We start from the raw sequence: 24,612 nt of genomic DNA, 5'->3' as shown, positions 1-24,612 counted from the left end.
GGGGACAACTCAAAGGGGGCCGCATGTCACTCGATGCCCACGTGATCGACATCAACCCCGCCCGACGGCTGCGGGTGCTGATGCTCTCCTGGGAGTACCCGCCGGTGCTCGTCGGCGGTCTCGGCCGACACGTGCACGCCCTCTCCGTCGCCCTCGCCGCCGCCGGCCACGAGGTCACAGTCGTCACCCGCCACAGCGACGGCGCGCCCCTGGAGGAGTACGCCGACGACGTACGCATCCTGCGCGCCCTCGAAGACCCCGTCACCTTCCCCCTCGCCACCAGCTCGCTGCTGGCCTGGACCATGGCCTTCAACCACACCCTGACCCGCACCGCCCTGCGCGCCACCCAGGCCGGCTCCTACGACGTCATCCACGCCCACGACTGGCTGGTCGCCCACACGGCCATCACCCTCGCCGAGCACCTGGACCTCCCCCTGGTCACCACCATGCACGCCACCGAGGCCGGCCGGCACCAGGGCTGGCTACCGGAGGAGATGAACCGCACCATCCACGGCGTCGAGCACTGGCTCAGCGGCTCATCCATCCGGGTGATCGCCTGCTCCGGGTACATGCGCGACCAGGTGATCGCACTGTTCGACGTACCGGCCGCCCAGGTCGACGTGGTGCCCAACGGGGTCGACGACAGGGCCTGGCGGGCCCGACCCCGAGCGGTCGCGTCGGCCCGGGCACGCTTCGCCGGAGACGGCCCGCTGGTCGGGTACGCCGGACGGCTGGTCTACGAGAAGGGCGTCCAGCACCTGGTGCACGCCGTACCCCGGCTCCGCGAACGACACCCGGGGCTGCGCGTGGTGATCGCCGGCGACGGCCCGTACCGCACCGAGTTGGAGGCGCAGGCCCGGCGACTGGCGCTCAGCTCGACCGTCCGGTTCACCGGTTTCCTCGACTCCACCCAACTACCGGCGATGCTCGGCGCCACCGACGCGACTGTGGTTCCCAGCCTCTACGAGCCGTTCGGCATGGTGGCGCTGGAGGCGGCGGCCGCCGGAGCGCCCCTCGCCGTGGCCCGTACCGGCGGCCTCGCCGAGATCGTCGAACCCGGGGTGACCGGGGTGACGTTCCCGCACAGCGACCCGGACGCGCTCGCCGGCGCGGTCGGTCAACTGCTCGGCGACGAGGTCTTCGCCAGGCGGCTGGCTCGCCGGGCCCGCACGATGGTCGGCGAGCGGTACGGCTGGGCCACCATCGCGGCCCGCACCGCCGCCAGCTACGCCGCCGCTCGCCGCGAACACGGCCCCGTTCAGGCCCGACGTGCGGCCGCCCGGTTGAGCGGCGGGCGGGCCCGGATCGCCATCCCGGAAGGGAACCTGCTCACCGCCGCCCACCACGCCGCCTGCTGAGCCGAGTCGGACGACCGATAGGTGACTTCCGATCCGCTGGTTAGGGTGTAGCCCGGACAGCGGCTGAGGAGGAGCGTGCACAGGTGCTGATCGCCGGTCGGTACCGGCTGCTCGACCTGGTGGGTCGCGGGGGCATGGGTCGGGTGTGGCGCGCCCGCGACGAGATGCTGCACCGCGAGGTAGCGGTGAAGGAGATCGTTCCACCGAGTTGGTTGGCCGATCCGGAACGGGCCGAGGTGCGCTCACGCACCATGCGGGAGGCACGTGCCGCGGCCCGACTCAACCACCCCGCCGTGGTCCGGCTCTACGACGTCGTCGCGGTCGAGGGCAGCCCATGGATCGTCATGGAGTACGTCCCGTCCCGCACCCTGCAGGATGTCGTGGACGCCGAAGGGCCGCTGGAGCCGTCCCGCGCGGCCCGGATCGGGCTGGCCGTGCTCGACGCGCTGGAGGCCGCCCACACCGCCGGGGTGCTGCACCGCGACATCAAACCGCAGAACGTGCTGGTGGCGCACGACGGGCGGGTGATGCTCACCGACTTCGGGCTGGCCACCTTCGACGGCGGCGACGGCGCGATGACCCGCCCCGGCATGGTCTTCGGCTCCCCGCAGTACGTGGCCCCGGAGCGGGCCGCCGAGGGGGTGTCAACGGTGGCCGCCGATCTGTGGTCGCTCGGGGCGACCCTGCACGCCGCCGTGGAGGGGCAGTCCCCGTACGCGCGCAGCACCGCGATGGCCACCCTGAGCGCGCTGGCCGCCGGTCCGCCGGACCCTGCCCCGCACGCCGGGGCGCTCGCGCCGGTGCTTGACGGGTTGCTGCGCCGCGACCCGCGCGAGCGCCTCGACCACGAGACGGCCCGTCGGCTGCTCAGGACCGCCGCGGCCGGCCGCGCCGACCCGCCGTCGGCGAGCGACAGACCCTCGGCCGACGGGCCGGTGCCACTGCCGGTTGGCCAGCCCGCCACCACTGACGACCCCGACGACCTGGACCCCACGGTTCCGCTTCCCGACCCGGCCGCACCCGGTGACGCCTCCCCCGGGCCGGTCCCGGACCCGGCGGCCGTCGGGCGTACCGCGCGTCGGGTGGCGGTGGTCGCGGTGGCGCTGCTGGTGGCCGTCGTGGCCGGCGTCGCCACGGCGCTGACAGTCGCCGACGACAAGCCCCGCGACACCGGCTGGTCCACCCCGGGGCCGAACCGCCCGCCCAACGGCGGGCCGCCCGGCCCCGGCCCGCCGCCGGACAGGCGGAACGTACCGCCGCCCCCGTTCGCCTGTGTCCGCCCGGACATCATCGGTACGCCGGTGGAGGCCGGCACGCCGAACGCGGGCGACGAACTCCGGCCGCCGCCCGGCTGGGTCTGGTACGCCGACACCGCCGGCTTCCGGGTCTCCGTGCCGGCGACGTGGATGTTCTCCCGCGACGGCACCGTGGCGTGCTTCCAGGACCCGGCGACCGGCCGGGCCTTCAGCGTCGCGGAGGGCGGCGCCGCCGATCCCCTGAAGCGTCTGCGGACCGCCCGCGAGACGGCGGCCGGGGAGGGCGCCCTGCCGGGGTACGACGAGATCCGGCTCGCCACGGGCGACGACGGCGCCGAGTGGGAGCTCCGCTGGCAGACGCCGCACGGCACGTGGCTGCACGCCCGACAACAGGTCCTCGGCGGCGACCGGTGGACGCTGGGTTGGATCACCCGGGACGAGGACTGGGCCGGGGCCGCCGCCGACTGGCAACTGGTGCGAAAGAGTTTCCGACCACCCCGCTGACCTGCACCGTATGGCCATGATCCGGACCACCGTCCGTCGTGGATCGAGGCCGCTCAGTGGATGAGAAAGCCGGCATTGGTGGCTATCGTGGATCCCGGGGTGACCGAGGGGGAGCGACCGTGCATCAGTTGCTGATCGCGGGTCGGTACCGGCTGCTCGACCTGGTCGGCACCGGCGGAATGGGCCGGGTGTGGCTTGCTCGCGACGAGATGTTGCATCGCGACGTGGCGGTGAAGGAGATCGTGCCGCCGTCCTGGCTGGCCGAGACCGAGCGCGAGGAGCTGCGGCTCCGAACCCTGCGTGAGGCACGCGCCGCCGCCCGGCTCAACCATCCCAACGTGGTCCGCCTCTACGACGTGGTCCACGACCGGGAGAGCCCCTGGATCGTGATGGAGTACGTGCCGTCGCGATCGGTGCAGCAGATCATCAGCGCCGAGGGGCCGCTGAGCCCGCGGCGCACCGCCCGGATCGGGCTGGCGGTGCTCGCCGCGTTGCGGGCCGCGCACGCCGCCGGGGTGCTGCACCGCGACGTGAAGCCGCACAACGTGCTGGTGGCCGACGACGGGCGGGTGGTGCTCACCGACTTCGGGCTGGCCACCTTCGACGGCGGCGAGGGTGTGATGACCGGGCCCGGAACGGTGCTCGGCTCACCGCAGTTCGTCGCCCCCGAACGGGCCCGCGACGGGGTGTCCGACGCCCGCACCGACATGTGGTCGCTGGGCGCGACGCTCTACGCGACGGTCGAGGGGAAGTCACCGTACGCGCGGTCGAGCGCGATGGCGACGCTCAGCGCGCTGGCCACCGAACCACCGGATCCGATGCGTCGAGCAGGCCCGTTGCGTCCCGCCCTCACCGGCCTCTTGCAGCGCGACCCCTGGCGGCGGTTGACCGCCGCCGAGGCGGAGCCGCTGTTGCGCAGCGCCGCGGCGAGCGTCGACGAGCCCGCCGGGTCGGTCCGCTCCTCGGCGGTCGCGGCGATCCGCAGCGCCGGGCGGGCCATCACGCCGCACCCTGTCGAACCGGTGGCCCCGTCGGACGAGCCGGCCACGCCGACCCCGACCCCGCGCCCGCGGCGTCCACCTGGCCGGCGACGGCGGCTGCTCGCCCTGGGTGGTGTGGCCACCGCTGTGCTCGTCGCGGGTGGCGTCACGCTGGCGCTGGTCAACCGGCACGATGATCGAACCCCACCGTCCGGCTCGGGTGGTGGCGCGCCAACCTCCCGGCCGGCGGCGTTCGCCTGCACGTCGTCCCCGCCCCCGTCGGCGACCCCGGTGGTGGCGGTGTCACCGCCACCCGACGTGAAGTACGGGCTACGCGAGGGCTGGACCTGGTACGACGACCCGACCGGGTTCCGGATCGCCGCGCCGGTGGGGTGGGAGCGCTGGGCCGAGGGCCCGGTGACCTGCTTCCGGAAATCCGGCGGGTCCCGGGTGCTCAGCGTCGAGGCGGGGCCGGCCCGCCCGGATCCGGTGGCGTACTGGAAGGCCGAGGAGGCCCGGCTGACCGGGAGTGCCGCGCTGCCGGGCTATCGCAAGGTGGACATCTCCGCGATGGACATCTTCGAGGGTGGCGCGGTGTGGGAGTGCGGCTGGCAGAACGCCGTCGGCGTTCCGGTGCACAGCTTGAGGTTGTTGGCCAACACCGCGACCGACCGTTCCTACACCGTCTCGTGGTTGACAGAAGAGTTCGACTGGCAGGTCAACGCGGCATACTTGCCGATGATCCGGCAGAGCTTCACCCCCACCCTGTGACGCGGTCCGATGTGGACCTTCCGGGTGATGCCCCTGCGGCGCCGACGCTGACTACAGTGGCGTAGTTTTGGGCGCTCAAGATCCCTGGGGAGGGTGAGCCGAGATGATGGGACCGCAACACGCGCTGTCCGGCGCGGCGGTGTGGCTGGCTGGCTCCTGGGCGCTGGAGCAGTTCGCCGACTACCACCAGTCGCCGCTCGCGTTGGCGGTGGGCACCGCGGTGTGCGCCGGTGGCGCGCTCTTTCCCGACCTCGACATGTCGGGCAAGGTGACCAAGAACCAGGGTGGGGCCACCGTGGCCCGTACCTTCGGAGTCTTCTCGCTCTTCGCCGCCGAGGTGATGGAGAAGATCTCCCTCGGTGTCTACTACGCCACCAAGCTCAGCAAGGACCCACGCCGCAACAACGGGCACCGGACGCTGACCCACACGCTGCCGTTCACCGTGCTGGTCGGCTGGGGCACCACAGCGCTCTGCGCCGCGTACGGCAAGTGGGCGGTCATCACCATCCTGTTCTTCATGTTCGGCCTGGCGTTGCGTGGGCTGTTCGACGAGTGGGCCGAGCGGGCCGGGTGGGTGATCATCACCCTCGCGTCGGCCGGCGCGGCCTGGTTCACCTTCGCCAACCTGCCGGGCGGACGCGGCTATCCGCTGATCGGCACCGCGCTGGGCGTGGGCTGCTTCGTGCACATCCTCGGCGACATGATCACCAGAGCGGGTGTGCCGATCCTCTGGCCGATCCCGATCAAGCGGCGCATGTGGATGATGATCGGCCTGCCGAACAGCATCGCCCTGCGCGTCGGCAGCAAGGCCGAAGTGGTCGGGATGCGCATCGCACTGACCGTCGTCTCCGCTCTCGCCACCGTCGGCCTGATCGCGCCCTCGGTGCTGAGCCGTTTCGACATCGACATATGACCGATCCGGCGTCGGCGAACCCGCCGGTCGAGGACGAACGCGTACCGGAGTTCTGCCGCGCCCTGGGGTTGCCCGGCCTCGCCGACGTGCACGTGCACTTCCTGCCGCCGCGCCTGCTGCGTCGGGTGTGGGCCTACTTCGACGCCGCCGGGCCGCTGGTCGGCACCGAGTGGCCGATCCGCTACCGGTGGAGCGACGCCGACCGGGTCGCGCACCTGCGCCGGATCGGGGTGCGGGCGTTCAGCGCCCTGGCGTACGCGCACCGACCGGGCATGGCGGCGGAACTCAACCGCTGGACGCTGGACTTCGCCCGCGACACCCCCGGTTGCCTGGCCTCGGCCACGTTCTATCCGGAGCCGGAGGCCCCCGGGTACGTCGAGGCCGCCCTCGCCGAAGGCGCCCGGGTGTTCAAGCTGCATCTACAGGTCGGCGGCTTCGCGCCAACCGATCCGGCGCTGGACCCGGTGTGGGGGATGCTGTCCGACGCGGGTGTGCCGGTGGTGGTGCACGCCGGGCACGCACCGGTGGGGACCTCCCACACCGGGCCGGAACCGTTCGCCGCCCTGCTCGCCCGCCACCCTCGGCTGACCGCCGTGGTGGCACACATGGGCGCCCCGGACTACCTGGCCTTCCTGGACCTCGCCGAGACGTACGAGCGGGTCCGACTGGATACCACAATGGCGTTTACGCCCTTCTTCGACCAGTTCGTCGCCTTCCCCGCCGAGGAGCTGCCCCGGTTGCGCGACCTGGGACTGGCCGGCAAGGTGCTGCTGGGCAGCGACTTTCCGAACATCCCGTACCCGTACGCCGACCAGGTGAGCGGGCTGGCCCGACTGGACCTGGGCGACGACTGGCTACGCGCGGTCTGCTGGAACAGCGCCGCCACCCTCTTCGACCTGCCCTGACCCGCGACCGCCGCGCCCCGCGCACTCACCTCCGCCCCACGCCCCATGCCCCGCGCCCCCATGCCCCGCGCCCCCATGCCCCATCCCCGCGCCCCCGCGCCCCGCGCCCCGCGCCCCGCGCCCCGCGCCCCGCGCCCCGCGCCCCGCGCCCCGCGCCCCGCGCCCAAGATCGTGCTCGATCCTTGATGTAGTGGCTTCTGCGGCGACCCGAGGGGACTACATCCAGGATCGAGCACGATCTTGCTGTCGCCCCCCTCACCGGCGGCCAAGGCGCAGCGCGCGGCGTGGCGCGGGCTGGACGAGGGCCGCGCGCCCCCTGAATTCTTTTCGACATCGGCTATTGACGTCGCCGTAACAGGTGGCCTAGCGTCCTGTCGAACCGCTTCGTCGAAACGCTTCGACGAAGTTCGGGAGCGGTCCCACCCCAGGCCGGAGGAGGTGCGCGGTGGCCACCATGCATGACGTCGCCCGCCTCGCGCAGGTCTCGGTCAGCACCGTCTCGTACGTGCTCACCGGCACCCGCCCGATCTCGCAGGCCACCCGCAACAAGGTGCTCGCCGCGATGGCGCAGCTCGACTACCAACCCAACGCCATGGCCCGTGGGCTGGCCAGTCGCCGTAGCCGGATCCTCGGCCTGCTGATGCCGATGGACGAACGCGGCCTCGGCGCCACCGAGACCGCCTTCGTCACAGGTGCCGCCGCCGCGGCCAGCGTCGCCGGCTACCACCTGGTGCTCTCGCCGGTCGGCGGAGGCGACCTCGACGACCTGCGTCGGCTGGCCAGTCAGCGGATGCTCGACGGGGTCGTGCTGATGGAGGTCCAACTGGCCGACGAGCGGGTCACAGTGCTCCAGGAGGCGGGGGTGCCGCTGGTGCTGATCGGCCGCACCGGCGACACCAGCACGCTCTCCTACGTCGACATCGACTTCGACCAGACCGTCCGGGACGCCGTCGCGCACCTGGTCAGCCTCGGGCATCGGCGCATCGTCTACGTCAACCACTCAGCCGCCACGTTGGCCAGCGGTTACGGGCCCGCGCTGCGTACCCGCGACGCCTTCACCGCGGCGATGACCGGGCACGGCCTGGAGCCGGTGATGATCGCGGCCGAGGACAGCGCCGCCGGCGGGCGGGCCGCCCTGGCCGCCGCGTTCGCGCAGGCCCCGGAACTGACCGCGGTGTTGGCCATGAACGAGACGGCGATCTTCGGCATCCTCGGCGAGCTGACCGGCCGCGGGTTGTCAGTGCCCGACGACGTCTCCGTCGTCTCGATGGTCACCTCACCGCAGGTCGCCGAACTGGCCACCCCGGCGCTGACCGCCATGACGTCACCCGGTTCGGCGCTCGGCCGGATCGCGATCGAGGCGCTGACGCGCCACCTTGATGGCCCCGCTGACCTTCGTCACCAGCAACTGCTGCCGTGCACGTTGGAGATCCGGGGGTCGACCGCCGCGCCCCGACGCCACCAACCGGTAGGGGCCGATCAGTAAATGGCCCGCCGCCGCGCTGCAACGCGACGACGGGCCCCGTGAAGTACCGGCTAGATACTCAACGAGGAGGATGCTAATGCAGCGATTCCGCCGGCTCGTCGCCGCGATCGCCCTGGCAGCGACCGCGACAACCACAGTGGCCGCCTGCGGCGGTGGTGACAACGGGGACAACAGCGACGCCAAGACCCTCAAGCTCTGGCACTACGAGAGCGAGAACAGCGCCATGGGGGTCGGCTGGAACCGGGCGATCGAGATCTTCAAGTCCGAGCACCCGGGCGTCGAGGTGCGCTTCGAGCGCAAGGCGTTCGAGCAGATCCAGCAGAACGCGGGCATGATCATCAACTCGTCCGAGGGCCCGGACATCATGGAGTACAACAAGGGCAACGCGACCGCCGGGCTGCTCTCCTCCCAGGGCCTGCTGGCCGACCTGAGCAGCGAGGCCGACAAGCGCGGCTGGGCCGGCAAGCTCAGCCCCAGCCTGCAGACCACCGCCCGCTACAGCGACAAGGGCGTGATGGGCTCCGGCAAGTGGTTCGGCGTGCCGAACTACGGCGAGTACGTCACCGTCTACTACAACAAGGACCTGTTCCAGAGCAACGGCGTCAAGGTCCCGACCACGATGGCCGAGATGACCGCCGCGATGGACACCTTCGTCGGCAAGGGCATCACCCCGCTGGGCATGGCCGGCGCCGAGTACCCGGCCGGGCAGCTCTTCTACCAGCTCGCCCTCTCCAAGGGCGACAGGCAGTTCGTCGACAACTACCAGCTCTACAAGAACCCTGTCGACTTCAAGGCCGACCCGCTCAAGTACGGCGCGGACACCTTCGCCCAGTGGGTGCAGAAGGGCTACGTCGCGAAGAACTCGGCCAGCCTCAAGGCCGAGGACATGGGCACCGCCTTCATCGGCGGCAAGGTTCCGATGATCGTCTCGGGTAGCTGGTGGTACGGCCGGTTCAAGACCGAGATGAAGGCCAACTGGGACACCTTCCTCTTCCCCGGCAACACCCTGCAGGCCGGCTCGTCCGGCAACCTCTGGGTCGTCCCGGAGAACAGCAAGGCCAAGAGCCTGGCGTACGACTTCATCGACATCACCCTGCGTCCGGAGATCCAGGACCTGATCGGCAACAACGGTGGTGTTCCGGTCGCCGCTGACGCGTCGAAGATCAGCGACCCGAAGGACCGCAAGCTGATCGAGGACTTCAACACGGTCAGCAAGTCCGACGGGCTCGCCTTCTACCCGGACTGGCCGGTCCCCGGCTACTACGACGTGCTGGTCTCCGGCTTCCAGGGTCTGATCAACGGCTCGAAGTCGCCCGACCAGGTTCTCGACACGATCGCCAAGCCGTACGCCGATGGCGTCAAGGAGATCACCGGCAAGTGACACGGCGAGCGGCGGGCGCGACCGGCACGACCGGCGCGCCCGCCCGCCCCGCCGGGAAGGATCTTCCATGGCAGTCTCCGAGACGGTCGCCGCCACACCGCCGGCCGCGACCCCCACCCCGCCCGCGCCCAGCCGCAGACGCCGCGGCCGCAACGCGGCGTACTGGCTCTACCTGCTCCCCGGAGCGGTGCTCTTTCTCCTGGTCATCGGCGCGCCGCTGGTCGGCACCCTCTACCTGTCACTGACCAAGTGGTCCGGCATCGGCGACCCCCGGTGGGTCGGCCTGGACAACTACCAGGCGTTGCTGCAGGACGACGTGTTCTGGGCGTCGTTCCGCAACACCGTCTGGATGCTCGTCGCCATGGTGGTGGTGCCCACAGTGCTCGGGCTGCTGCTCGCCGCGGTGCTCTTCGACGTCATCGGCCGCCGGTTCAAGCCCCGCACCGCCGCCGCGCTGCGGGCCGCGTTCTACCTTCCGCAGGTGCTGCCCGTCGTGGTGGCCGGCATCGTCTGGGGCTGGATCCTGCGCCCCGACGGCGCGTTCAACAGCCTCCTCGACGCTGTCGGTCTCGGTGCGTTACGCCACGACTGGCTCGGCGACCCCGGCACCGCCCTGCCGGCTGTGATGGCCGTGATGATCTGGGTGCAGATCGGCTACCCGGTGGTCGTCTTCATGGCGGCGTTGCAACGGGTCGACCCCGAGCTGTACGAGGCGGCCGAGGTCGACGGCGCGAACTGGCTGCACCGGTTCCGGGCGATCACCCTTCCGCAGATCCGCCCGGAGACCTTCGTGGTGGCCCTGACCTGCACCATCGCCGCGTTGAAGGTGTTCGGGCCGATCTTCGCCCTGACCCGGGGCGGCCCGGACAATGCCACGAACGTGCCGTCGTACTTCGCCTACTACACGTTCTTCAAGAAGCTGCAGGTCGGCTACGGCTCCGCGATCTCCATGGTGCTGACACTGATCATCGTGGTGGTGGCCGGAGTCTTCATCTGGATGCAGGCCCGCAGCGAGCGCCGGGACCGGGGGTTCTGACATGGCCGTCACGCTCACACCGAGCACGGTGCCGGTGACGCCGGCCCGGCCCGTACGCGATCGACACCACCGTGGCGTCAGCCGCTGGGTGGTGCTCGCCCTGGTCACCCTCGGCGCGCTCGTCATGCTGGTGCCGTTCGCGTTCATGCTGCTCAACGCGTTCAAGTCGCCCGGCGACTACTCGTCGGGCGGCCCGCTGAGCTGGCCGACGGAGTTCTACAGCAAGGGTCTGCGCACGTACTGGACCGAGGTGAACTTCCCGCTGAAGTTCTGGAACTCGGCGGTCATCGCCGGCTCGGTGGCTGTGCTCGGCGTCGCCGTGTCGCTGCTCAACGCGTACGCGCTGGGCATCGGCCGGGTCCGGGGCCGGCTGTGGATCGTCGGTCTCTTCCTGCTGGCCAACATGCTTCCGCAGGAGGCGCTGATCTACCCGCTGTACTACGTGGCGAAGCAGGTCGGCCTCTACAACACCCAGCTCTCGGTGATCATCATCTTCACCGTGATCCAGAGCGCGTTCGGCACGTACCTGCTCGCCTCGGTGATGGGCACGTTCCCGCGCTCACTGCTGGAGGCCGCCGCGCTGGACGGCGCCGGCAAGTGGACGGTGCTGTGGCGGGTGGTCTTCCCCAACCTGCGGCCCACCCTCGCGGTGCTGCTCATCTTCTTCTTCATCTGGACGTGGAACGAGTTCCTCATCCCGCTGGTCATGCTGATCGACAACCAGACGCAGACCATTCCGGTCGCGCTCGCGTCGTTGCAGGGCGACCGGCTGATGGACGCTCCGACCACAAACGCCGGCGCGCTGATCAGCCTGGTGCCGGCCATCCTCTTCTTCCTCATCTTCCAGCGCACTCTGGCGCGCGGCATCACGGCAGGAGCCGAGAAGTGAAGTTCACCGACGGGTACTGGCAGCTGCGACCCGGCGTCAGTGTCCTGCGCCCCGGCGTCGTGGAGTCGGTCGAGCCGGACGAACGCGGCTTCACCGTCTTCGCGCCGACCGGTCAGATCACCGGCCGCGGCGACACCCTCAACCGCCCCCTGGTCACCGTCCGGTTCTTCTCCCCCGCCCCCGGCGTCATCGGAGTGACCATCGCCCACCACACCGGAGGGCTGCCCCGCGAGCCGCACTTCGGGCTGAGCACCGACGAGACGCACCCGGTCACCGTCGACGTCACAGGGCTCAGCGCGACGCTGACCACCGGCGAGTTGACCGCGCGGGTCGCGCTCATCGACGGGTGGCGGGTCGACTTCCTGCACGGCGACCGGCTCGTCACCGCGTCCACCGCACGCAGCATCGGCGTCGTCACCGACGCCGAGGGCCGCCGACACGTGCACGAACGGCTCGCCCTCGGTGTCGGCGAGACGGTGTACGGGTTGGGCGAGCGCTTCGGCCCGTTCGTCAAGAACGGGCAGACCGTCGACATCTGGAACGCCGACGGGGGCACCGCCAGCGAGCAGGCGTACAAGAACGTGCCGTTCTACCTGAGCAGCGCCGGCTACGGGGTCTTCGTGGACCACCCGGAGCACGTGTCGTTCGAGGTGGGCTCCGAGGTGGTCACCCAGACCCAGTTCAGCGTCGAGGGTCAGTCGCTCACCTACTACGTCATCGACGGGCCCCACCCGAAGGACGTGCTGCGCCGGTACACCGCCCTCACCGGCCGTCCGGCCCGGATCCCCGCCTGGTCGTACGGCCTCTGGCTGTCCACCTCGTTCACCACCTCGTACGACGAGAAGACGGTGACCGAGTTCGTCGACGGGATGGCCGAGCGCGGGCTGCCGCTGTCGGTGTTCCACTTCGACTGCTTCTGGATGCGTCAGTTCCACTGGGTCGACTTCGTCTGGGACCCGGCGACCTTCCCCGACCCGGAGGGGATGCTGCGCCGGCTGCACGAGCGCGACCTGAAGGTGTGCGTCTGGATCAACCCGTACATCGCGCAGCGCTCGTACCTCTTCGAGGAGGGCCGCGAGGCCGGTTACCTGGTGCGCAACCCGGACGGTTCGGTCTGGCAGTGGGACAAGTGGCAGGCCGGCATGGCGCTTGTCGACTTCACCAACCCGGACGCGGTCCGCTGGTTCACCGGCAAGCTCAAGGCCCTGCTGGACATGGGCGTCGACTGCTTCAAGACCGACTTCGGCGAGCGCATCCCGACCGACGTGGTGTGGCACGACGGCTCGGACCCGCAGCGGATGCACAACTACTACTCGTACCTCTACAACAAGGCGGTCTTCGAGCTGCTGGAGACCGAGCGCGGCGAGGGCGAGGCGGTGCTGTTCGCCCGTTCGGCCACCGTCGGCGGGCAGCAGTTCCCGGTGCACTGGGGCGGCGACTGCGAGTCGACGTTCGTCGCGATGGCCGAGTCGCTGCGCGGCGGGTTGTCCCTGGCGTCGTCCGGCTTCGGCTACTGGAGCCACGACATCGGCGGCTTCGAGGGCACTCCCGACCCGGCGGTGTTCAAGCGGTGGGTCGCCTTCGGGCTGCTCTCCTCGCACTCCCGGCTGCACGGGTCCGGCTCGTACCGGGTGCCGTGGGCGTACGACGAGGAGGCCGTGGACGTGCTGCGGCACTTCACCCACCTCAAGCTCGGCCTGATGCCGTACCTGGCGGCCGCCGCCCAGGAGGCACACCGCGACGGTACGCCGGTGATGCGGCCGATGTTCCTGGAGTTCCCGGACGACCCGGCGACGGCCCACCTGGACCGGCAGTACATGCTCGGCCCGGACGTGCTGGTCGCCCCGGTGCTCAGCGCCGACGGCGACGTCACGTACTACGTACCCGCCGGCACGTGGACGCACCTGGTCACCGGCGCGCAGGTCACCGGTCCGGCGTGGTTGACCGAGAAGCACGGCTTCGACAGCCTGCCGGTGCTGGCCCGACCGGGCGCTGTCATCCCGTTCGGCTCGCGTACCGACCGACCGGACTACGAGTGGGCCGACGATGTGCGGCTGCGGGTGTACGCACCGACCGAGGGGCAGCGGACCCGGGTACGGGTACCGTCACCCGGCAACGGGCCGGGCGCCGAGTTCGACGTGCGCTACGAGGGCGGGACAGCCAGCGCCGAACTGGTCGCCGGTACCTCGACGGGCTACATCTGCGAGATCCAGGGGACGGAACGATGACGCAACACCACTTCCCGGAGAGCTTCGTCTGGGGGTCGGCGACTGCCGCGTACCAGATCGAGGGCGCGGCGACCGAGGACGGGCGCGGACCGTCCATCTGGGACACCTACAGCCACACACCGGGTCGGACCCTCAACGGTGACACCGGCGACGTGGCTGCCGACCACTACCACCGGTGGGCCGACGACCTCGGGCACATCGCCGACCTGGGGCTCGGCGCGTACCGGTTCTCCATCTCCTGGCCCCGGGTGCAGCCGGGCGGCTCGGGCCGGTTCAACCAGGCCGGCATCGACTTCTACTCGCGGCTGGTGGACGGGCTGCTGGAGCGGGGTGTCCGCCCGGTGGCCACCATGTACCACTGGGACCTGCCGCAGGAGTTGGAGGACGCCGGTGGTTGGGCGTCGCGGGAGACCGCGTTGCGCTTCCAGGAGTACGCGGCGGGCATCGTCGGTGCGCTGGGCGACCGGGTGCACACCTGGACGACGCTCAACGAGCCGTGGTGCTCCGCGTACCTGGGCTACGCCTCCGGCGTGCATGCGCCGGGTCGGACCGAGCCGGCGGCGGCGCTGGCCGCGGTGCACCACCTCAACCTCGCGCACGGCCTGGCCGGTCGGGTGGTCCGGGAGCTGGCCCCGTCCGCCGAGCTGTCGGTGACGCTGAACCTGCACGTCGTCCGGGGCGCGTCCGACTCGGCCGCCGACCAGGACGCGGTCCGGCGGATCGACGCGTTGGCGAACCGGGCGTTCCTCGGCCCGATGCTGGACGGCAAGTACCCGGCCGACCTGCTGGCCGACACCGCCTCGGTCACCGACTGGTCGTTCGTCCGCGAGGGTGACGAGAAGCTGATCGCGGTGCCGCTGGACGTGCTCGGGGTCAACTACTACTCCAGCACCCTGGTCCGGGCGTGGGACGGAGTGTCGGCGCGCTCCGACGCCGACGGGCACGGCGCGTCGACCTCGACGCCGTGGGTGGCTGCGGAGAACGTCGACTTCCTGCCGCAGCCCGGCCCGTACACGGCGATGGGTTGGAACATCGACCCGCCGGCGCTGACCGAGCTGCTGCTGCGCCTCCAGCGTGAGTACCCCAGCCAGCCCATGATGATCACCGAGAACGGCGCGGCGTTCGACGATGTGGTGTCGGCCGACGGCCGGATCCACGACGACCGGCGGATCGACTACCTGCGTCGGCACATCGGCGCGATGGCCGACGCCCGCGCGCAGGGCGCTGATGTGCGCGGCTACTTCGTCTGGTCGTTGCTGGACAACTTCGAGTGGGGCTACGGCTACGACCGTCGCTTCGGCATCATCAGGGTCGACTACGACACCCAGGTACGCACCTGGAAGGACAGCGCCCACTGGTATCAGCGCCTCGCCGCCACTGGTGAGCTGGACCAGGCCCAGGAGTAAGACGCACCGCCGGGCAGCCCCGTCACCAGGGCTGTCCGGCGCACTTCCATCCTCCCGCGATCTTGCACTTACGGCCCCGACATTCAGGGCATACCACGCGTATCGGCGACAGAAACCGCAAGATCGCGCGGCCCGCCCCCTAGACCCCGACGCGCTGCGGCGGGACGGTGAGCCCGTACAACTCCATCAGCTCCGGAGTGTCGATCCGGCTGCCGTCGGCCACCGAGTCGCACGCGATGTCGACGATCTGGTCCTTGTGCGCCAACAGGTACGGCCGGGCGCCCACGTCGGCGCTGGCCAGCGTGGCGATGCCGGGCCAGTGCCGGCGGCCGAACAACATCGGGTAGCCGCGCAACCCGTCGTAGGTGGCGCAGACCAGCACGTCCGGGTACGGCAGCGCGGTCACCCGGCTGACCGCCTTGGCGGTCAGGCCCGGCATGTCGACCGGGACCACCACCACCGCCTCGATCCCCTCGTCGTCCATGGCGGCCAGGCCGGCCCGGATCGACGAGCCGACTCCGGTGCCCCACGCCTTGTTGATCACAACGGTCGCCTTGCCCAGGTCGGCGGCTTCCTGGACCTGCTCGGCGGCAGCGCCCAGGACGACCACGATCTGCTCGCAGCCCGCCTCGGTCATCGTGTCGATCATCTGATTCACCAGGGGCTTGTCACCCTGGTGCAGCAGCGCCTCGGGACCACCGATCCGTCGTCCCCCGCCTGCGGCGATGATCATTCCTGCGATCCGGTTCAGCTGCGCCCCCTCCAGCACGGGACGGACCGTTACCGATCGTCCCCTCCTACGGACACTGCAACGAGGACGGCCAGCCGGGGGTGGCGGGGCGAAAAGGAGAAATAGCACAACCGTTACACGACCGGCATCCGTCGACACGGACACTCCGCCGGTCAGGCCGCGTCGGCGTAGCAGTCGACGATGGACAGGTCCAGTGGGAACCGGACCGGCGTCGCACCGAAGAGCAACGCGGAGGCGCGCTCCCCGGACCGGTTGACAGCCTCGGCGACCGCGTCGGCCTGACCGGCCGGCACGTGCACGACCACCTCGTCGTGCTGGAAGAAGACCAGCTCGGCGTCGGTGCCGGACAGCTCCGTCCGCAACGTGGCCAGCAACGTGGAGGCCCACTCCGCCGCCGTGGCCTGGATGACGAAGTTACGGGTGAAGCGCCCCCGGGACCGGGCGGCCCGCGCCCGCGGACTGTGCGGATCACCCGCCCCCTCCGGATCGGCGGGCTCATCGTCGAGATCACCGAACCCGGCCGAACCGGGCGGACACGTCCGCCCCAGCCACGACCGCACCAGCCCACCCGTCTCACCGGTACGCGCCGCCGCCTCGACGTAACCGAACGCCGTCGGGTAGCTGCGCTTCAGCACCGCCAACGCGGGCACCGCGGCCCCGCCGGTCTGCCCGTACATCGCGCCGAGCAGTGCCACCTTGGCCTTGGCCCGGTCACCGCCGAACGAGTCGCGGGCCAGGGCCGCGTAGAGGTCGCCGGCACCGCCCGCCGCCGCCAACCGCGCGTCGCCGGAGACCGCGGCCAGCACCCGTGGCTCCAACTGCCCGGCGTCGGCGACCACCAACCGCCAGCCCGGATCGGCCACCACCGCCCGCCGGATCACCTTGGGGATCTGCAACGCGCCACCACCCCGGGTGGCCCACCGGCCCGAGACGACACCAGCCGGCACGTACTCCGGTTGGAACCGGCCACCCCGCGCCCACTGATCGAGCCAGGACCAGCCGTGCGCCGTCCAGATCCGGTAGAGCTCCTTGTATTCCAGCACCAGCGGCACCGCCGGATGGTCCACCCCGCGCAGCACCCACGCCCGGGTGTTTGGCAGCTCCACCCCGACCCGGGCGAACGCCTTCAGCAGCTCCGTCGGGGAGTCGGTGTGCAGGCCGCGTACGCCGAGCGCGTCGGCGATCCGGGCGGCCAACTCGGCGAGTCGGCGTGGCGGACCACCGACCGGGGACGCCTCGCCGAGCAGCTCGTGCAGGATCTCGTTGTGCACGTCGGCACGCCAGGGCAGCCCGGCGACGCCCATCTCCGCCGCGATCAGCGCGCCGGCCGACTCCGCGGCCACCAGCAACCGGAACCGGCCGGGGTGCTCGGTCGCGGCGACGCGGGTGAGCTGGTCGGCGTACACCTGGGTCAGTGCCTCGATGCCCGGGCCCGGCGGACCGGGCACCGTGTCGAAGAGCGCGCCCTGCCCGTGCCCGGGCGGTGCGGCGGCGCGCGCCGGCGGGTCGGGCGGCACCGCCGCGCCGGTCAGCCGGGCCCAGGCTGCGGCCAGCGAGCGGGGCTCACCCCAGCGGCCCACGTGCCCGAGCAGCAACGCCTCGGTCAACTCCACGTCGTGACACCGATCGACCCGGACGCCGGCGCGCAGCAGCGTCGGGTAGAGCGCCGTGGCGGTCGCCCAGACCCAGCGCGGGTGCTCGGCGGCCTCCCGGGCGGCGACCGCGGCGACCAGATCGGTGACCACCTCGGGCGGGCCGGTCGGCCGGCCGGTGGCGTCCAGCGGGCACAGCACTCCCCCACCCCGCTCGTCGGACACCACCGCCACCAGCACGAACGTGATTCTGCCTCCCCCGTCCGACAGAAACGGAGGCGCACCTCACCAAGATCGGGTCGGTGGGGTGTCACTGCCGGTCGGTAGCGTGATCGGGTGCCTCCCCAGATCCCGCATCCCGATCCTGGCACCCCCGACGCCCGCGGTCCGATGCGCTACCTGTGGTGGCTCGTCCGCCGCCAACCCTGGCGGGTGCTACGCGGCAGCCTGATCGGCACGGCCTGGATGATCGGGCTCTCGGCCCGGCCCTACCTGATCGCCCGCGCCGTCGACGACGGGCTGCGCGAACGCGACACCCGGGCCTTGGCGCTCTGGGTCACGGCGATCGTCGTCGCTGGCGTGGCCCTGTCGTACCTGGGCATCATGCGGCACCGCACGATGACCTTCATCCGGGAGGACGCCAAGGCCCGCTCGGCGGAGGTCCTGCTGCGCCACCTGTCCCGCATCGGCGCGGTGCTGCCCCGCCGCGTCGGGGCGGGCGAGGTGTCCACCATCGGCGGCTCCGACATCGACTGGACGGCGCAGACGCTGACGCTGACCGGACCGGGCGTCGGCGCTGTCGTCGCGTACGGGGTGATCGCCGTGGTGCTCTGGTCGATCTCCCCGATGCTCGCGCTCTGCGTGCTGGTGGGGGTGCCGGTCGTCGGTCTGATCGTGGGGCCGCTGCTGCGCCGCCTGGAGCAGGTCGAGTCGGTCTACCGCCGGCAACAGGGCGCGCTCACCGCCCGATCCGGCGACATCGTGGCCGGGCTGCGGGTGCTCGCCGGGGTGGGCGGCCGGGACCTGTTCGCCCGACGGTACGCGGCCCGGTCCCAGGAGCTACGCGCCGAGGGCTACCGGGTCGGCGCTGTCAACAGCTGGATCGACGCGGCGACGGTCGCCATCCCCGGGTTGTTCCTGGCGGCGGTGGTGTGGCTGACGGCCCGGATGGCGGTGACCGGTGACGTCACGATCGGCGAGTTGGTCGCCGTCTACGGCTACGTGGCGACCCTGATCGTGCCGGTCTGGTTTCTGCTGGAGGGCAGTCACCAGCTCATCCGCGGTCGGGTCGCCGCCCGACGGATCGCCGACCTGCTCAACGTGACACCGGACGACGTCGGTGGCCCGGGCCGCCGGTGGCCGGGCGCCGTGCCCGAGGCACGCCAGCCCGACGACCGGGCCGGGCCGGACCGCCCGGCCGACCTGCACGACCCGGTTACCGGCCTGACCGTGCGCGCCGGCCAACTGACCGGGGTGGCGGCAGATGATCCGGCGGCGGCCGTCGCACTGGCCGACCGGCTCGGCCGGTACGTCGCCAGTGACGTCACCTGGGGGGCCGTGCCGCTGCGCGAGGTCGCCCTGGACGAGGTCCGCGCGCGGATCCTCGTCGCCGACCACGACTCCTACCTCTTCGCCGGCACGCTGCGCGACATCCTGTGCGCCGGGGCCGACGGCGACGACGAACGGATCGGCGCGGCAGTGCGGACCGCCTCGGCGCAGGACGTCGTCGACGCCCTGCCCGCCGGGCTGGACACTCCGATCGACGCCCGAGCCCGGACGCTCTCCGGCGGTCAACGTCAACGGGTGCGCCTGGCCCGGGCGTTGAGCATCGAACCGGAGGTGCTGATCCTCGTCGACCCGACGTCGGCGGTGGACGCGCACACCGAGGCGCGGATCGCCGAGCGGCTGCAGGCCGCGCGGGCCGGGCTGACCACAGTGGTGATCGCCACGTCGCCGCTGCTGCTCGGCCGGGCCGACCTGGTCGCGCTGCTGAGCGCCGGCCGGATCACCGCCACCGGCAGCCACGCCGACCTGCTCGACGACGACCCGGCCTACCGGCACCTGGTGGCCCGCGGCAGCGAGGAGGCGTACCGGTGAGCCGGCTGCCCGTCGCCGACCGCGGCACCGTACGCCGGGCCCTGCGGGACATGATCAGCCGGCACCGGCGCGCCGTCTGGGTCGTGCTGGCGCTGCACAGCGCCGCCGCGGTCGCCGGGCTCGCCCCGCCGTGGCTGCTGGGCACCATCGTCGACCGGGTCACCGCGGGCGCGGACGTGGCCACCGTGGACCGACTGGCACTGGCCATCGCCGGCTGCGTCCTGGTCAGCGCCCTGCTCTCCCGGTACGCCCAGTACGCCGGCCACCGCTTCGGCGAACGGGCCGTCGCCGAGCTGCGCGAGGATTTCGTCTCCCGGACTCTCGGGCTGCCCGTCTCGGTCGTCGAGCGTGCCGGCTCCGGGGACCTGGCCACCCGCAGCTCGGTCGACGTGTCGACGGTCGGCACCACAGTCCGGGACGTGGTGCCCACCATCGTCATCGCCACGGTGCAGTTGACGTTGCTGTTCGGGGCCATCTTCCTGCTGCACCCGCTGCTCGGGTTGGCCGCGCTGGCCGGGCTCCCGTCGATCGTGGGGGTGACCCGCTGGTACCTGCGCCGGGCCAGCTCCGCGTACCTCACCGAGGGCGCGGCGGCGGCCGAGCTGACCGAGACGCTGACCACCACCGCCGAGGGCGCGCGCACCGTGGAGGCGCTGCGGCTGGCCGACGACCGGATCCGGCACGGCACCACCCGCGTCACTGCCGTGTGGCGGGCCCGTAGGGCGACCCTCGCGCTGCGTACCGTGTTCTTCTCGGTCGTCGAGGCCAGCTATCCGCTGCCGGTCGCCATGGTCCTGCTCGTCGGGGGCTACCTGCTCTCCCGGGACATGGTGTCGCTGGGCGCGGTGGTCGCCGGCGCGCTCTACCTGCAACAGGCGATCGACCCGTTGGACCGGCTGTTGCAGTGGACCGAGCAGGCGCAACGCGGGTTCGCGTCGTACGCGCGGCTGCTCGGCGTGGGCCTGGTTCCGCCCGAAGCAGCCGGCACGACCGCCTCGTCACGGGGCGAGCGGCTCGTCGTTCGAGGCGCCCGGTTCTCCTACTCCGACGGGACGGACGTGCTGCACGGCATCGACCTGGAGGTGCAGCCCGGTGAGCGGCTGGCCGTCGTCGGCCCGTCCGGCGCGGGCAAGTCCACACTGGCCCGGCTGCTGGCCGGGATCGACGCGCCGCGTCAGGGCGTCGTCAGCATCGGCGGCTGCCCGGTCACCGACCTCGACCCGGCCGAGCGTCGCCGCCGGATCGCCCTGGTCACCCAGGAGCACCACGTCTTCATCGGCTCGGTACGCGACAACCTCTCCTTCGCCGCGCCCGACGCCTCCGACGAGCAGATGCGCGCCGCGCTGCTCACGGTGGGCGCCGACTGGTTTGCCGGGCTACCCGACGACCTGGACACCCAGCTCGGCGACGGGGCCCGTCAACTCGGTGCGGCCGAGGCCCAACAGCTCGCGCTGGCCCGGTTGGTGCTCGCCGACCCGCACACGCTGATCCTGGACGAGGCGACCGCCGCGCTCGATCCGTCCACCGCCCGCCGCACCGAACGCGCGCTGGCCGCCGTGCTGGTCGGGCGGACCGTCATCGCGATCGCGCACCGGCTCAACACCGCGCACGACGCCGACCGGGTGGCCGTGCTCGCCGACGGTCGGATCACCGAGATCGGCAGCCACGACGAGCTGGTCGCGGCCGGCGGAGCGTACGCGGCCCTGTGGCGCTCCTGGCACACCCGCGTCGACGAGCGCTGAGGCGTCCTACTTCACCGCGCCGGAGGTGAGGCCGGCCTGGATCTGACGCTGGAACACCGCATACACGATGATCATCGGGAGGATGGCGATGGTCAGCGCGGCGAACAACCCGGACCAGTCCGCCTCGTAACCGGCGTTGACGGAGATGTCGGCGATGCCCTGGGTGAGCACCCACTTGTCCTTGGCGTTGGAGAGCAACACCAACGGGAGCTGGTACTGCGCCCACTGACCGATGATGTTGAAGATCGCGACGCTGATCAGACCCGGCTTCGCCATCGGCATCATCACCTGGAAGAACAACCGGCTGTGCCCGCAGCCGTCGATCATCCCCGCCTCGGCCACCGACGACGGCAGCGTCTTGAAGAACGCGGCCAGGAAGAACACAGTGAACGGCAACGAGTACGCGGTGTAGACCAGCACCACGCCGGTGTGGGTGTCCAACAGACCGAGGTTCTTCACCACGAAGAAGAGCGGCACCAGCGCCAGGAAGACCGGGAAGGCCAACCCCGAGACGAAGAGGAAGTAGACCGCCCGGTTCCCCCAGAACTTGTAGCGGGCCAGCACGTACGCGGCCATCGAACCGAGCAGCATGGTGAGGAACGTGCTGCACGACACCACGATCACACTGTTGAGGAAGTACCGCCCGACGTGCGCCTTGGTCCAGGCCCGCCCGAAGTTCTCCCAGCGCAGCTCGGCCGGCAGCGTCCACGGGCTACTGAAGATCTCGCTGGTGTTCTTGAACGCGGCGAGGAAGGTCCAGAGGATCGGCACGATCACGATCACCGCCCACACGGCGAGCGCGACGTGCCCCAGGCTGGCGAAGAACCGTACCTCCGAGCGGGGGCCCTTGTGCCCCGACCCGGTGGGGGCGGACGGGTCACCGGTCTTCGGCGGCAGCGCCGCCGGCGTCGGCGGCAGCGTCGACTGCGGATTCATCAGTACTCCACGCTTTCCCGCTTGGTGAGCCGCAGCGTCAGCGCCGCGAACGTGAGGGTGAGGAAGAACAGCGCCACGCCCATCGCCGAGGCGTAGCCGTACTTCGAGTAGACGAACGCGTTGCGGTAGATCTCCATGGCGAGAACCGTGGTGGCGCCGTCCGGGCCGCCACCGTCCACCGAGAGCACCGCGACGATGGCGAACGCGTCGAACGCCGCGATCCCGAGGTACACCCAGGCCACCTGGAGGGTGTCCCACAGCAGCGGCAGGGTGACCCGGAAGAACAAGGTCACCTTCGTCGCACCGTCCATCTCGGCGGCCTCGTAGATCTCACCGGGGATGGAGGCCATCCCGGCCGAGAAGAGCACCACGTAGAAGCCGACCGCCTGCCACACCAGCACCGCGATGATCGACCAGAGGGCCAGGTTCGGCTTGACGAGGAAGAGGACCGGCTCGATGCCGAACTTCATCAACACGCCGTTGATCAGGCCGGACTCGTTCGGCCGGTACACCATCTGGAACAACACGGCGATGATGGCCACCGCCAGGACCTGGGGGAAGAAGAACACCACCCGGTAGAACTTCGCCCCCCAGACCCCCTGGCGTTGCCCGCCGCTGCTCTTGCCGCCCACGTTGAGCAGGAAGGCGAAGAACAGGGCGATGGCAATGGTGATCAGCGGCAGGGCAAGCAGCAGTACGCCGTGGTGCTGGACCGCTTTCCAGAAGGCCCCGTCGTCGAGCAACCTCCGGTAGTTGTCGAAGCCCACCCACTGCGGGGCCGACAGCCCCCGCCAGTTGGTCATCGAGATCTGGAACGCCTGCGCGTACGGCCAGATCACGAATGTCACGTACAGCGCGACCGGGGCGAACAGGAACCCGATCACGAATGGATACTTGCCGTGCCGCATGACCCTAGCTCCGATCGATCAGCGCTTGAACTTGGTGACGGAGCTGTCCTTCTTGATGGCGTCGGCGCGCTTCTGGATCCGCTCCACGAAGGCGTCGGCGTTGATCCGGCCGAACATCAGCTCGTTGGTGGCGGTACGCGCCTCCGTGTCGAGCTCCTTGTACCAACCGTCGAAGTACAGGTTGAACACGTCCTGACCGGCTGCCTTGAGCGCGGCCTGGGAGCTGGCCACACCGGGCGGGAAGGCGAAGCCCTCCGAGCCGGCGGTGACCACGGTCGGGGCCTTGACCACCTCGGTGAAGCCCTTCGCCCCCTCCTTCGACAGCATCTGGCGCATGTACTCCAGCCCGCCCTTGGGGTTCTTGCTCTTCGCCGAGACAAAGTAGCCCTCACCGGCGGTGGCACGCAGCGCGGTGGCCGGCAGCTTGTCCGAGGCGGACAGGCTCGGCACCGGCATGAGCTGGTAGTCGAAGCCGGCCGGCGTGTCCTTCTTCTGCTCGCCCTCCAGCCAGTCACCGCTGGGGTACATGGCCACCTTGTACTGGTTCTGCCGCAGCTGCACGTCGGTGTGCTTGAGCCCCTCGAAGCTCTTGTCGCTGAACTTCGCGCCGACCTCGGCCCACGCCGCGGCAGCCTGCTTGACGGCGTCCTGCTTCCAGGCACCGTCCTCCAGGTTGTCGATGTTCTTCAGCACGTCGGTGCCGCCGATCTTGGCGGCGTGGGTGAGGATCACGTTCCACTGGTAGTACGCGGCGTTCGCCCCGGCGTAGCCGTACGGGGTGATGCCCTTGGCCTTGATGTTCGTGAGCAGGGCCAGGAACTCGTCCCAGTTCTTCGCCGGCGCCCAGCCGTTGTCCTTGAACAGCTTGCCCGAGTACCAGATGCCGAAGACGGTGGAGACGTAGTACAGGACGAACGGCTTGCCGTTGAACGAACCGGCCTCGATGGTGCCCGGCACCACCGTGTCGCGGACCTTCTTGCTCGGGTCGTCGACGGACGGCGCGTCCCACAGCTCGGTGAGGTCCTGGAGCTGACCGTCGGCCACGAGCGCCCCGAAGTCCATCAGCTTCTCGCCCGAGTTGTTCACGAACTCCGGCGGGTTACCGGAGGCGAACCGCGGCTGGAGCACAGTGGAGACGGCCTGGGTGGCCTGGTGCTTGACCTCGGCCTTGGGGAACGCCTTCTTGTACAGCGGCTCGTGCACGTCGGTGGCGTACTTCTCGCCGTAGCCACCGTTGAAGATGACCACCTCGATCGCGGCGTCCTCCTTGACGCCCAGCGGGTTCTTCTCGCTCTTGGTGCCGCCGGCGACCTGCTCGTTGTCACCGTCGCTGCCGCTGGTGGCGCAGGCGCCGAGCAGGCCGATGGCCGGAGTGGCGAGCATGCCCACGGCGGCGGCGCGACGCAGCACCGTGCGACGGTCGAGTGCGGCCGGGTGTTCGGGGGTAATCGACATCGTCGTCTCTCCTTGTGA

The 24,612-nt window shown here is 71.0% G+C and carries 18 protein-coding genes; 13 read left to right on the top strand and 5 right to left on the bottom strand.

Going from position 1 to position 24,612, the window contains the following annotated elements:
• Positions 1-23: 23 nt before the first annotated feature.
• The 11 genes from AB0B98_RS07960 (at position 24) to AB0B98_RS07910 (ending at position 15,113) form a co-directional block, all read left to right on the top strand.
• Complete coding sequence (locus AB0B98_RS07960; protein WP_357361481.1) at positions 24-1,358, top strand: glycosyltransferase family 4 protein; 1,335 nt, start codon at positions 24-26, stop codon at positions 1,356-1,358.
• Between the two features lie 83 nt (positions 1,359-1,441).
• Positions 1,442-3,118 carry a protein kinase gene (locus AB0B98_RS07955; protein WP_357361480.1) on the top strand — a complete coding sequence of 559 codons (1,677 nt, stop codon included), beginning with the start codon at positions 1,442-1,444 and terminating at the stop codon, positions 3,116-3,118.
• A gap of 119 nt (positions 3,119-3,237) precedes the next feature.
• Positions 3,238-4,869: a serine/threonine-protein kinase gene (locus AB0B98_RS07950; protein ID WP_357361479.1), complete on the top strand. Its 1,632-nt coding sequence runs from the start codon at positions 3,238-3,240 to the stop codon at positions 4,867-4,869.
• A gap of 103 nt (positions 4,870-4,972) precedes the next feature.
• On the top strand, positions 4,973-5,782 hold the full coding sequence (locus AB0B98_RS07945) for a metal-dependent hydrolase (RefSeq protein WP_238672615.1): 810 nt from the start codon (positions 4,973-4,975) through the stop codon (positions 5,780-5,782).
• Positions 5,779-6,687, top strand: coding sequence for an amidohydrolase family protein (locus tag AB0B98_RS07940; RefSeq protein ID WP_357361478.1), 909 nt, complete (start codon positions 5,779-5,781; stop codon positions 6,685-6,687). Before AB0B98_RS07945 ends, AB0B98_RS07940 begins: the two co-directional genes overlap by 4 nt.
• 454 nt (positions 6,688-7,141) lie before the next feature.
• Positions 7,142-8,173, top strand: a complete 1,032-nt coding sequence (locus AB0B98_RS07935) for a LacI family DNA-binding transcriptional regulator (RefSeq protein WP_357361677.1) — start codon at positions 7,142-7,144, stop codon at positions 8,171-8,173.
• A gap of 76 nt (positions 8,174-8,249) precedes the next feature.
• Positions 8,250-9,554, top strand: coding sequence for an extracellular solute-binding protein (locus AB0B98_RS07930; RefSeq protein WP_238672619.1), 1,305 nt, complete (start codon positions 8,250-8,252; stop codon positions 9,552-9,554).
• 67 nt (positions 9,555-9,621) lie between these two features.
• Positions 9,622-10,590, top strand: a complete 969-nt coding sequence (locus AB0B98_RS07925; RefSeq protein WP_238672620.1) for a sugar ABC transporter permease — start codon at positions 9,622-9,624, stop codon at positions 10,588-10,590.
• A 1-nt stretch (position 10,591) separates the two neighbouring features.
• On the top strand, positions 10,592-11,479 hold the full coding sequence (locus AB0B98_RS07920; RefSeq protein WP_357361477.1) for a carbohydrate ABC transporter permease: 888 nt from the start codon (positions 10,592-10,594) through the stop codon (positions 11,477-11,479).
• On the top strand, positions 11,476-13,707 hold the full coding sequence (gene yicI, locus AB0B98_RS07915) for an alpha-xylosidase (RefSeq protein WP_357361476.1): 2,232 nt from the start codon (positions 11,476-11,478) through the stop codon (positions 13,705-13,707). The genes AB0B98_RS07920 and yicI overlap by 4 nt, the downstream gene beginning before the upstream one ends.
• Positions 13,704-15,113: a GH1 family beta-glucosidase gene (locus AB0B98_RS07910; protein WP_357361475.1), complete on the top strand. Its 1,410-nt coding sequence runs from the start codon at positions 13,704-13,706 to the stop codon at positions 15,111-15,113. The genes yicI and AB0B98_RS07910 overlap by 4 nt, the downstream gene beginning before the upstream one ends.
• A gap of 139 nt (positions 15,114-15,252) precedes the next feature.
• On the opposite strand, the gene AB0B98_RS07905 is transcribed toward AB0B98_RS07910, so the two are convergent.
• The gene (locus tag AB0B98_RS07905) at positions 15,253-15,846 is read right to left on the bottom strand and encodes an NTP transferase domain-containing protein (RefSeq protein ID WP_091405247.1); all 594 of its coding nucleotides are present in this window, start codon (positions 15,844-15,846) and stop codon (positions 15,253-15,255) included.
• Positions 15,847-16,016: 170 nt separating this feature from the next.
• The gene (locus AB0B98_RS07900; RefSeq protein ID WP_357361676.1) at positions 16,017-17,726 is read right to left on the bottom strand and encodes a bifunctional 3'-5' exonuclease/DNA polymerase; all 1,710 of its coding nucleotides are present in this window, start codon (positions 17,724-17,726) and stop codon (positions 16,017-16,019) included.
• Between the two features lie 120 nt (positions 17,727-17,846).
• Here AB0B98_RS07900 and AB0B98_RS07895 point away from each other — a divergent pair, with 120 nt between their 5' ends.
• Together AB0B98_RS07895 and AB0B98_RS07890 are read left to right on the top strand one after the other, a co-directional pair.
• Entirely contained in the window at positions 17,847-19,553 is a 1,707-nt protein-coding gene (locus tag AB0B98_RS07895; protein ID WP_357361675.1) for an ABC transporter ATP-binding protein, read from the top strand.
• 50 nt (positions 19,554-19,603) lie between these two features.
• A complete protein-coding gene (locus tag AB0B98_RS07890) occupies positions 19,604-21,295 on the top strand; it encodes an ABC transporter ATP-binding protein (RefSeq protein ID WP_357361674.1) in 1,692 nt (563 codons plus the stop codon).
• A 6-nt stretch (positions 21,296-21,301) separates the two neighbouring features.
• Here the strand turns inward: AB0B98_RS07890 and AB0B98_RS07885 are convergent, their stop codons facing one another.
• The 3 genes from AB0B98_RS07885 to ngcE are packed head-to-tail and all read right to left on the bottom strand — an operon-like array spanning position 21,302 to position 24,594.
• Positions 21,302-22,231: a carbohydrate ABC transporter permease gene (locus tag AB0B98_RS07885; RefSeq protein WP_357361474.1), complete on the bottom strand. Its 930-nt coding sequence runs from the start codon at positions 22,229-22,231 to the stop codon at positions 21,302-21,304.
• Positions 22,231-23,139, bottom strand: a complete 909-nt coding sequence (locus tag AB0B98_RS07880; protein WP_357361473.1) for a sugar ABC transporter permease — start codon at positions 23,137-23,139, stop codon at positions 22,231-22,233. Before AB0B98_RS07880 ends, AB0B98_RS07885 begins: the two co-directional genes overlap by 1 nt.
• An 18-nt stretch (positions 23,140-23,157) precedes the next feature.
• Entirely contained in the window at positions 23,158-24,594 is a 1,437-nt protein-coding gene (gene ngcE, locus AB0B98_RS07875; protein WP_357361472.1) for an N-acetylglucosamine/diacetylchitobiose ABC transporter substrate-binding protein, read from the bottom strand.
• Positions 24,595-24,612: the final 18 nt, after the last annotated feature.

This window comes from Micromonospora sp. NPDC048947, from assembly GCF_040649495.1.
GTDB lineage: Bacteria > Actinomycetota > Actinomycetes > Mycobacteriales > Micromonosporaceae > Micromonospora > Micromonospora alfalfae.
Note: the sequence above shows the minus strand (reverse complement) of the source record. Positions and strands in the feature narration are given on the sequence as shown.

Bases quoted from the DNA above. Each gene is read 5' to 3' on its own strand.
- AB0B98_RS07925 (WP_238672620.1), top strand. From the start codon at position 9,622: ATGGCAGTCTCCGAGACGGTCGCCGCCACACCGCCGGCCGCGACCCCC.
- AB0B98_RS07920 (WP_357361477.1), top strand. From the start codon at position 10,592: ATGGCCGTCACGCTCACACCGAGCACGGTGCCGGTGACGCCGGCCCGG.
- AB0B98_RS07895 (WP_357361675.1), top strand. From the start codon at position 17,847: ATGCGCTACCTGTGGTGGCTCGTCCGCCGCCAACCCTGGCGGGTGCTA.
- ngcE (WP_357361472.1), bottom strand. From the start codon at position 24,594: ATGTCGATTACCCCCGAACACCCGGCCGCACTCGACCGTCGCACGGTG.
- AB0B98_RS07880 (WP_357361473.1), bottom strand. From the start codon at position 23,139: ATGCGGCACGGCAAGTATCCATTCGTGATCGGGTTCCTGTTCGCCCCG.
- AB0B98_RS07930 (WP_238672619.1), top strand. From the start codon at position 8,250: ATGCAGCGATTCCGCCGGCTCGTCGCCGCGATCGCCCTGGCAGCGACC.
- AB0B98_RS07940 (WP_357361478.1), top strand. From the start codon at position 5,779: ATGACCGATCCGGCGTCGGCGAACCCGCCGGTCGAGGACGAACGCGTA.
- AB0B98_RS07890 (WP_357361674.1), top strand. From the start codon at position 19,604: ATGATCAGCCGGCACCGGCGCGCCGTCTGGGTCGTGCTGGCGCTGCAC.
- AB0B98_RS07960 (WP_357361481.1), top strand. From the start codon at position 24: ATGTCACTCGATGCCCACGTGATCGACATCAACCCCGCCCGACGGCTG.
- AB0B98_RS07935 (WP_357361677.1), top strand. From the start codon at position 7,142: ATGCATGACGTCGCCCGCCTCGCGCAGGTCTCGGTCAGCACCGTCTCG.
- AB0B98_RS07945 (WP_238672615.1), top strand. From the start codon at position 4,973: ATGATGGGACCGCAACACGCGCTGTCCGGCGCGGCGGTGTGGCTGGCT.
- AB0B98_RS07885 (WP_357361474.1), bottom strand. From the start codon at position 22,231: ATGAATCCGCAGTCGACGCTGCCGCCGACGCCGGCGGCGCTGCCGCCG.
- AB0B98_RS07905 (WP_091405247.1), bottom strand. From the start codon at position 15,846: ATGATCATCGCCGCAGGCGGGGGACGACGGATCGGTGGTCCCGAGGCG.
- AB0B98_RS07910 (WP_357361475.1), top strand. From the start codon at position 13,704: ATGACGCAACACCACTTCCCGGAGAGCTTCGTCTGGGGGTCGGCGACT.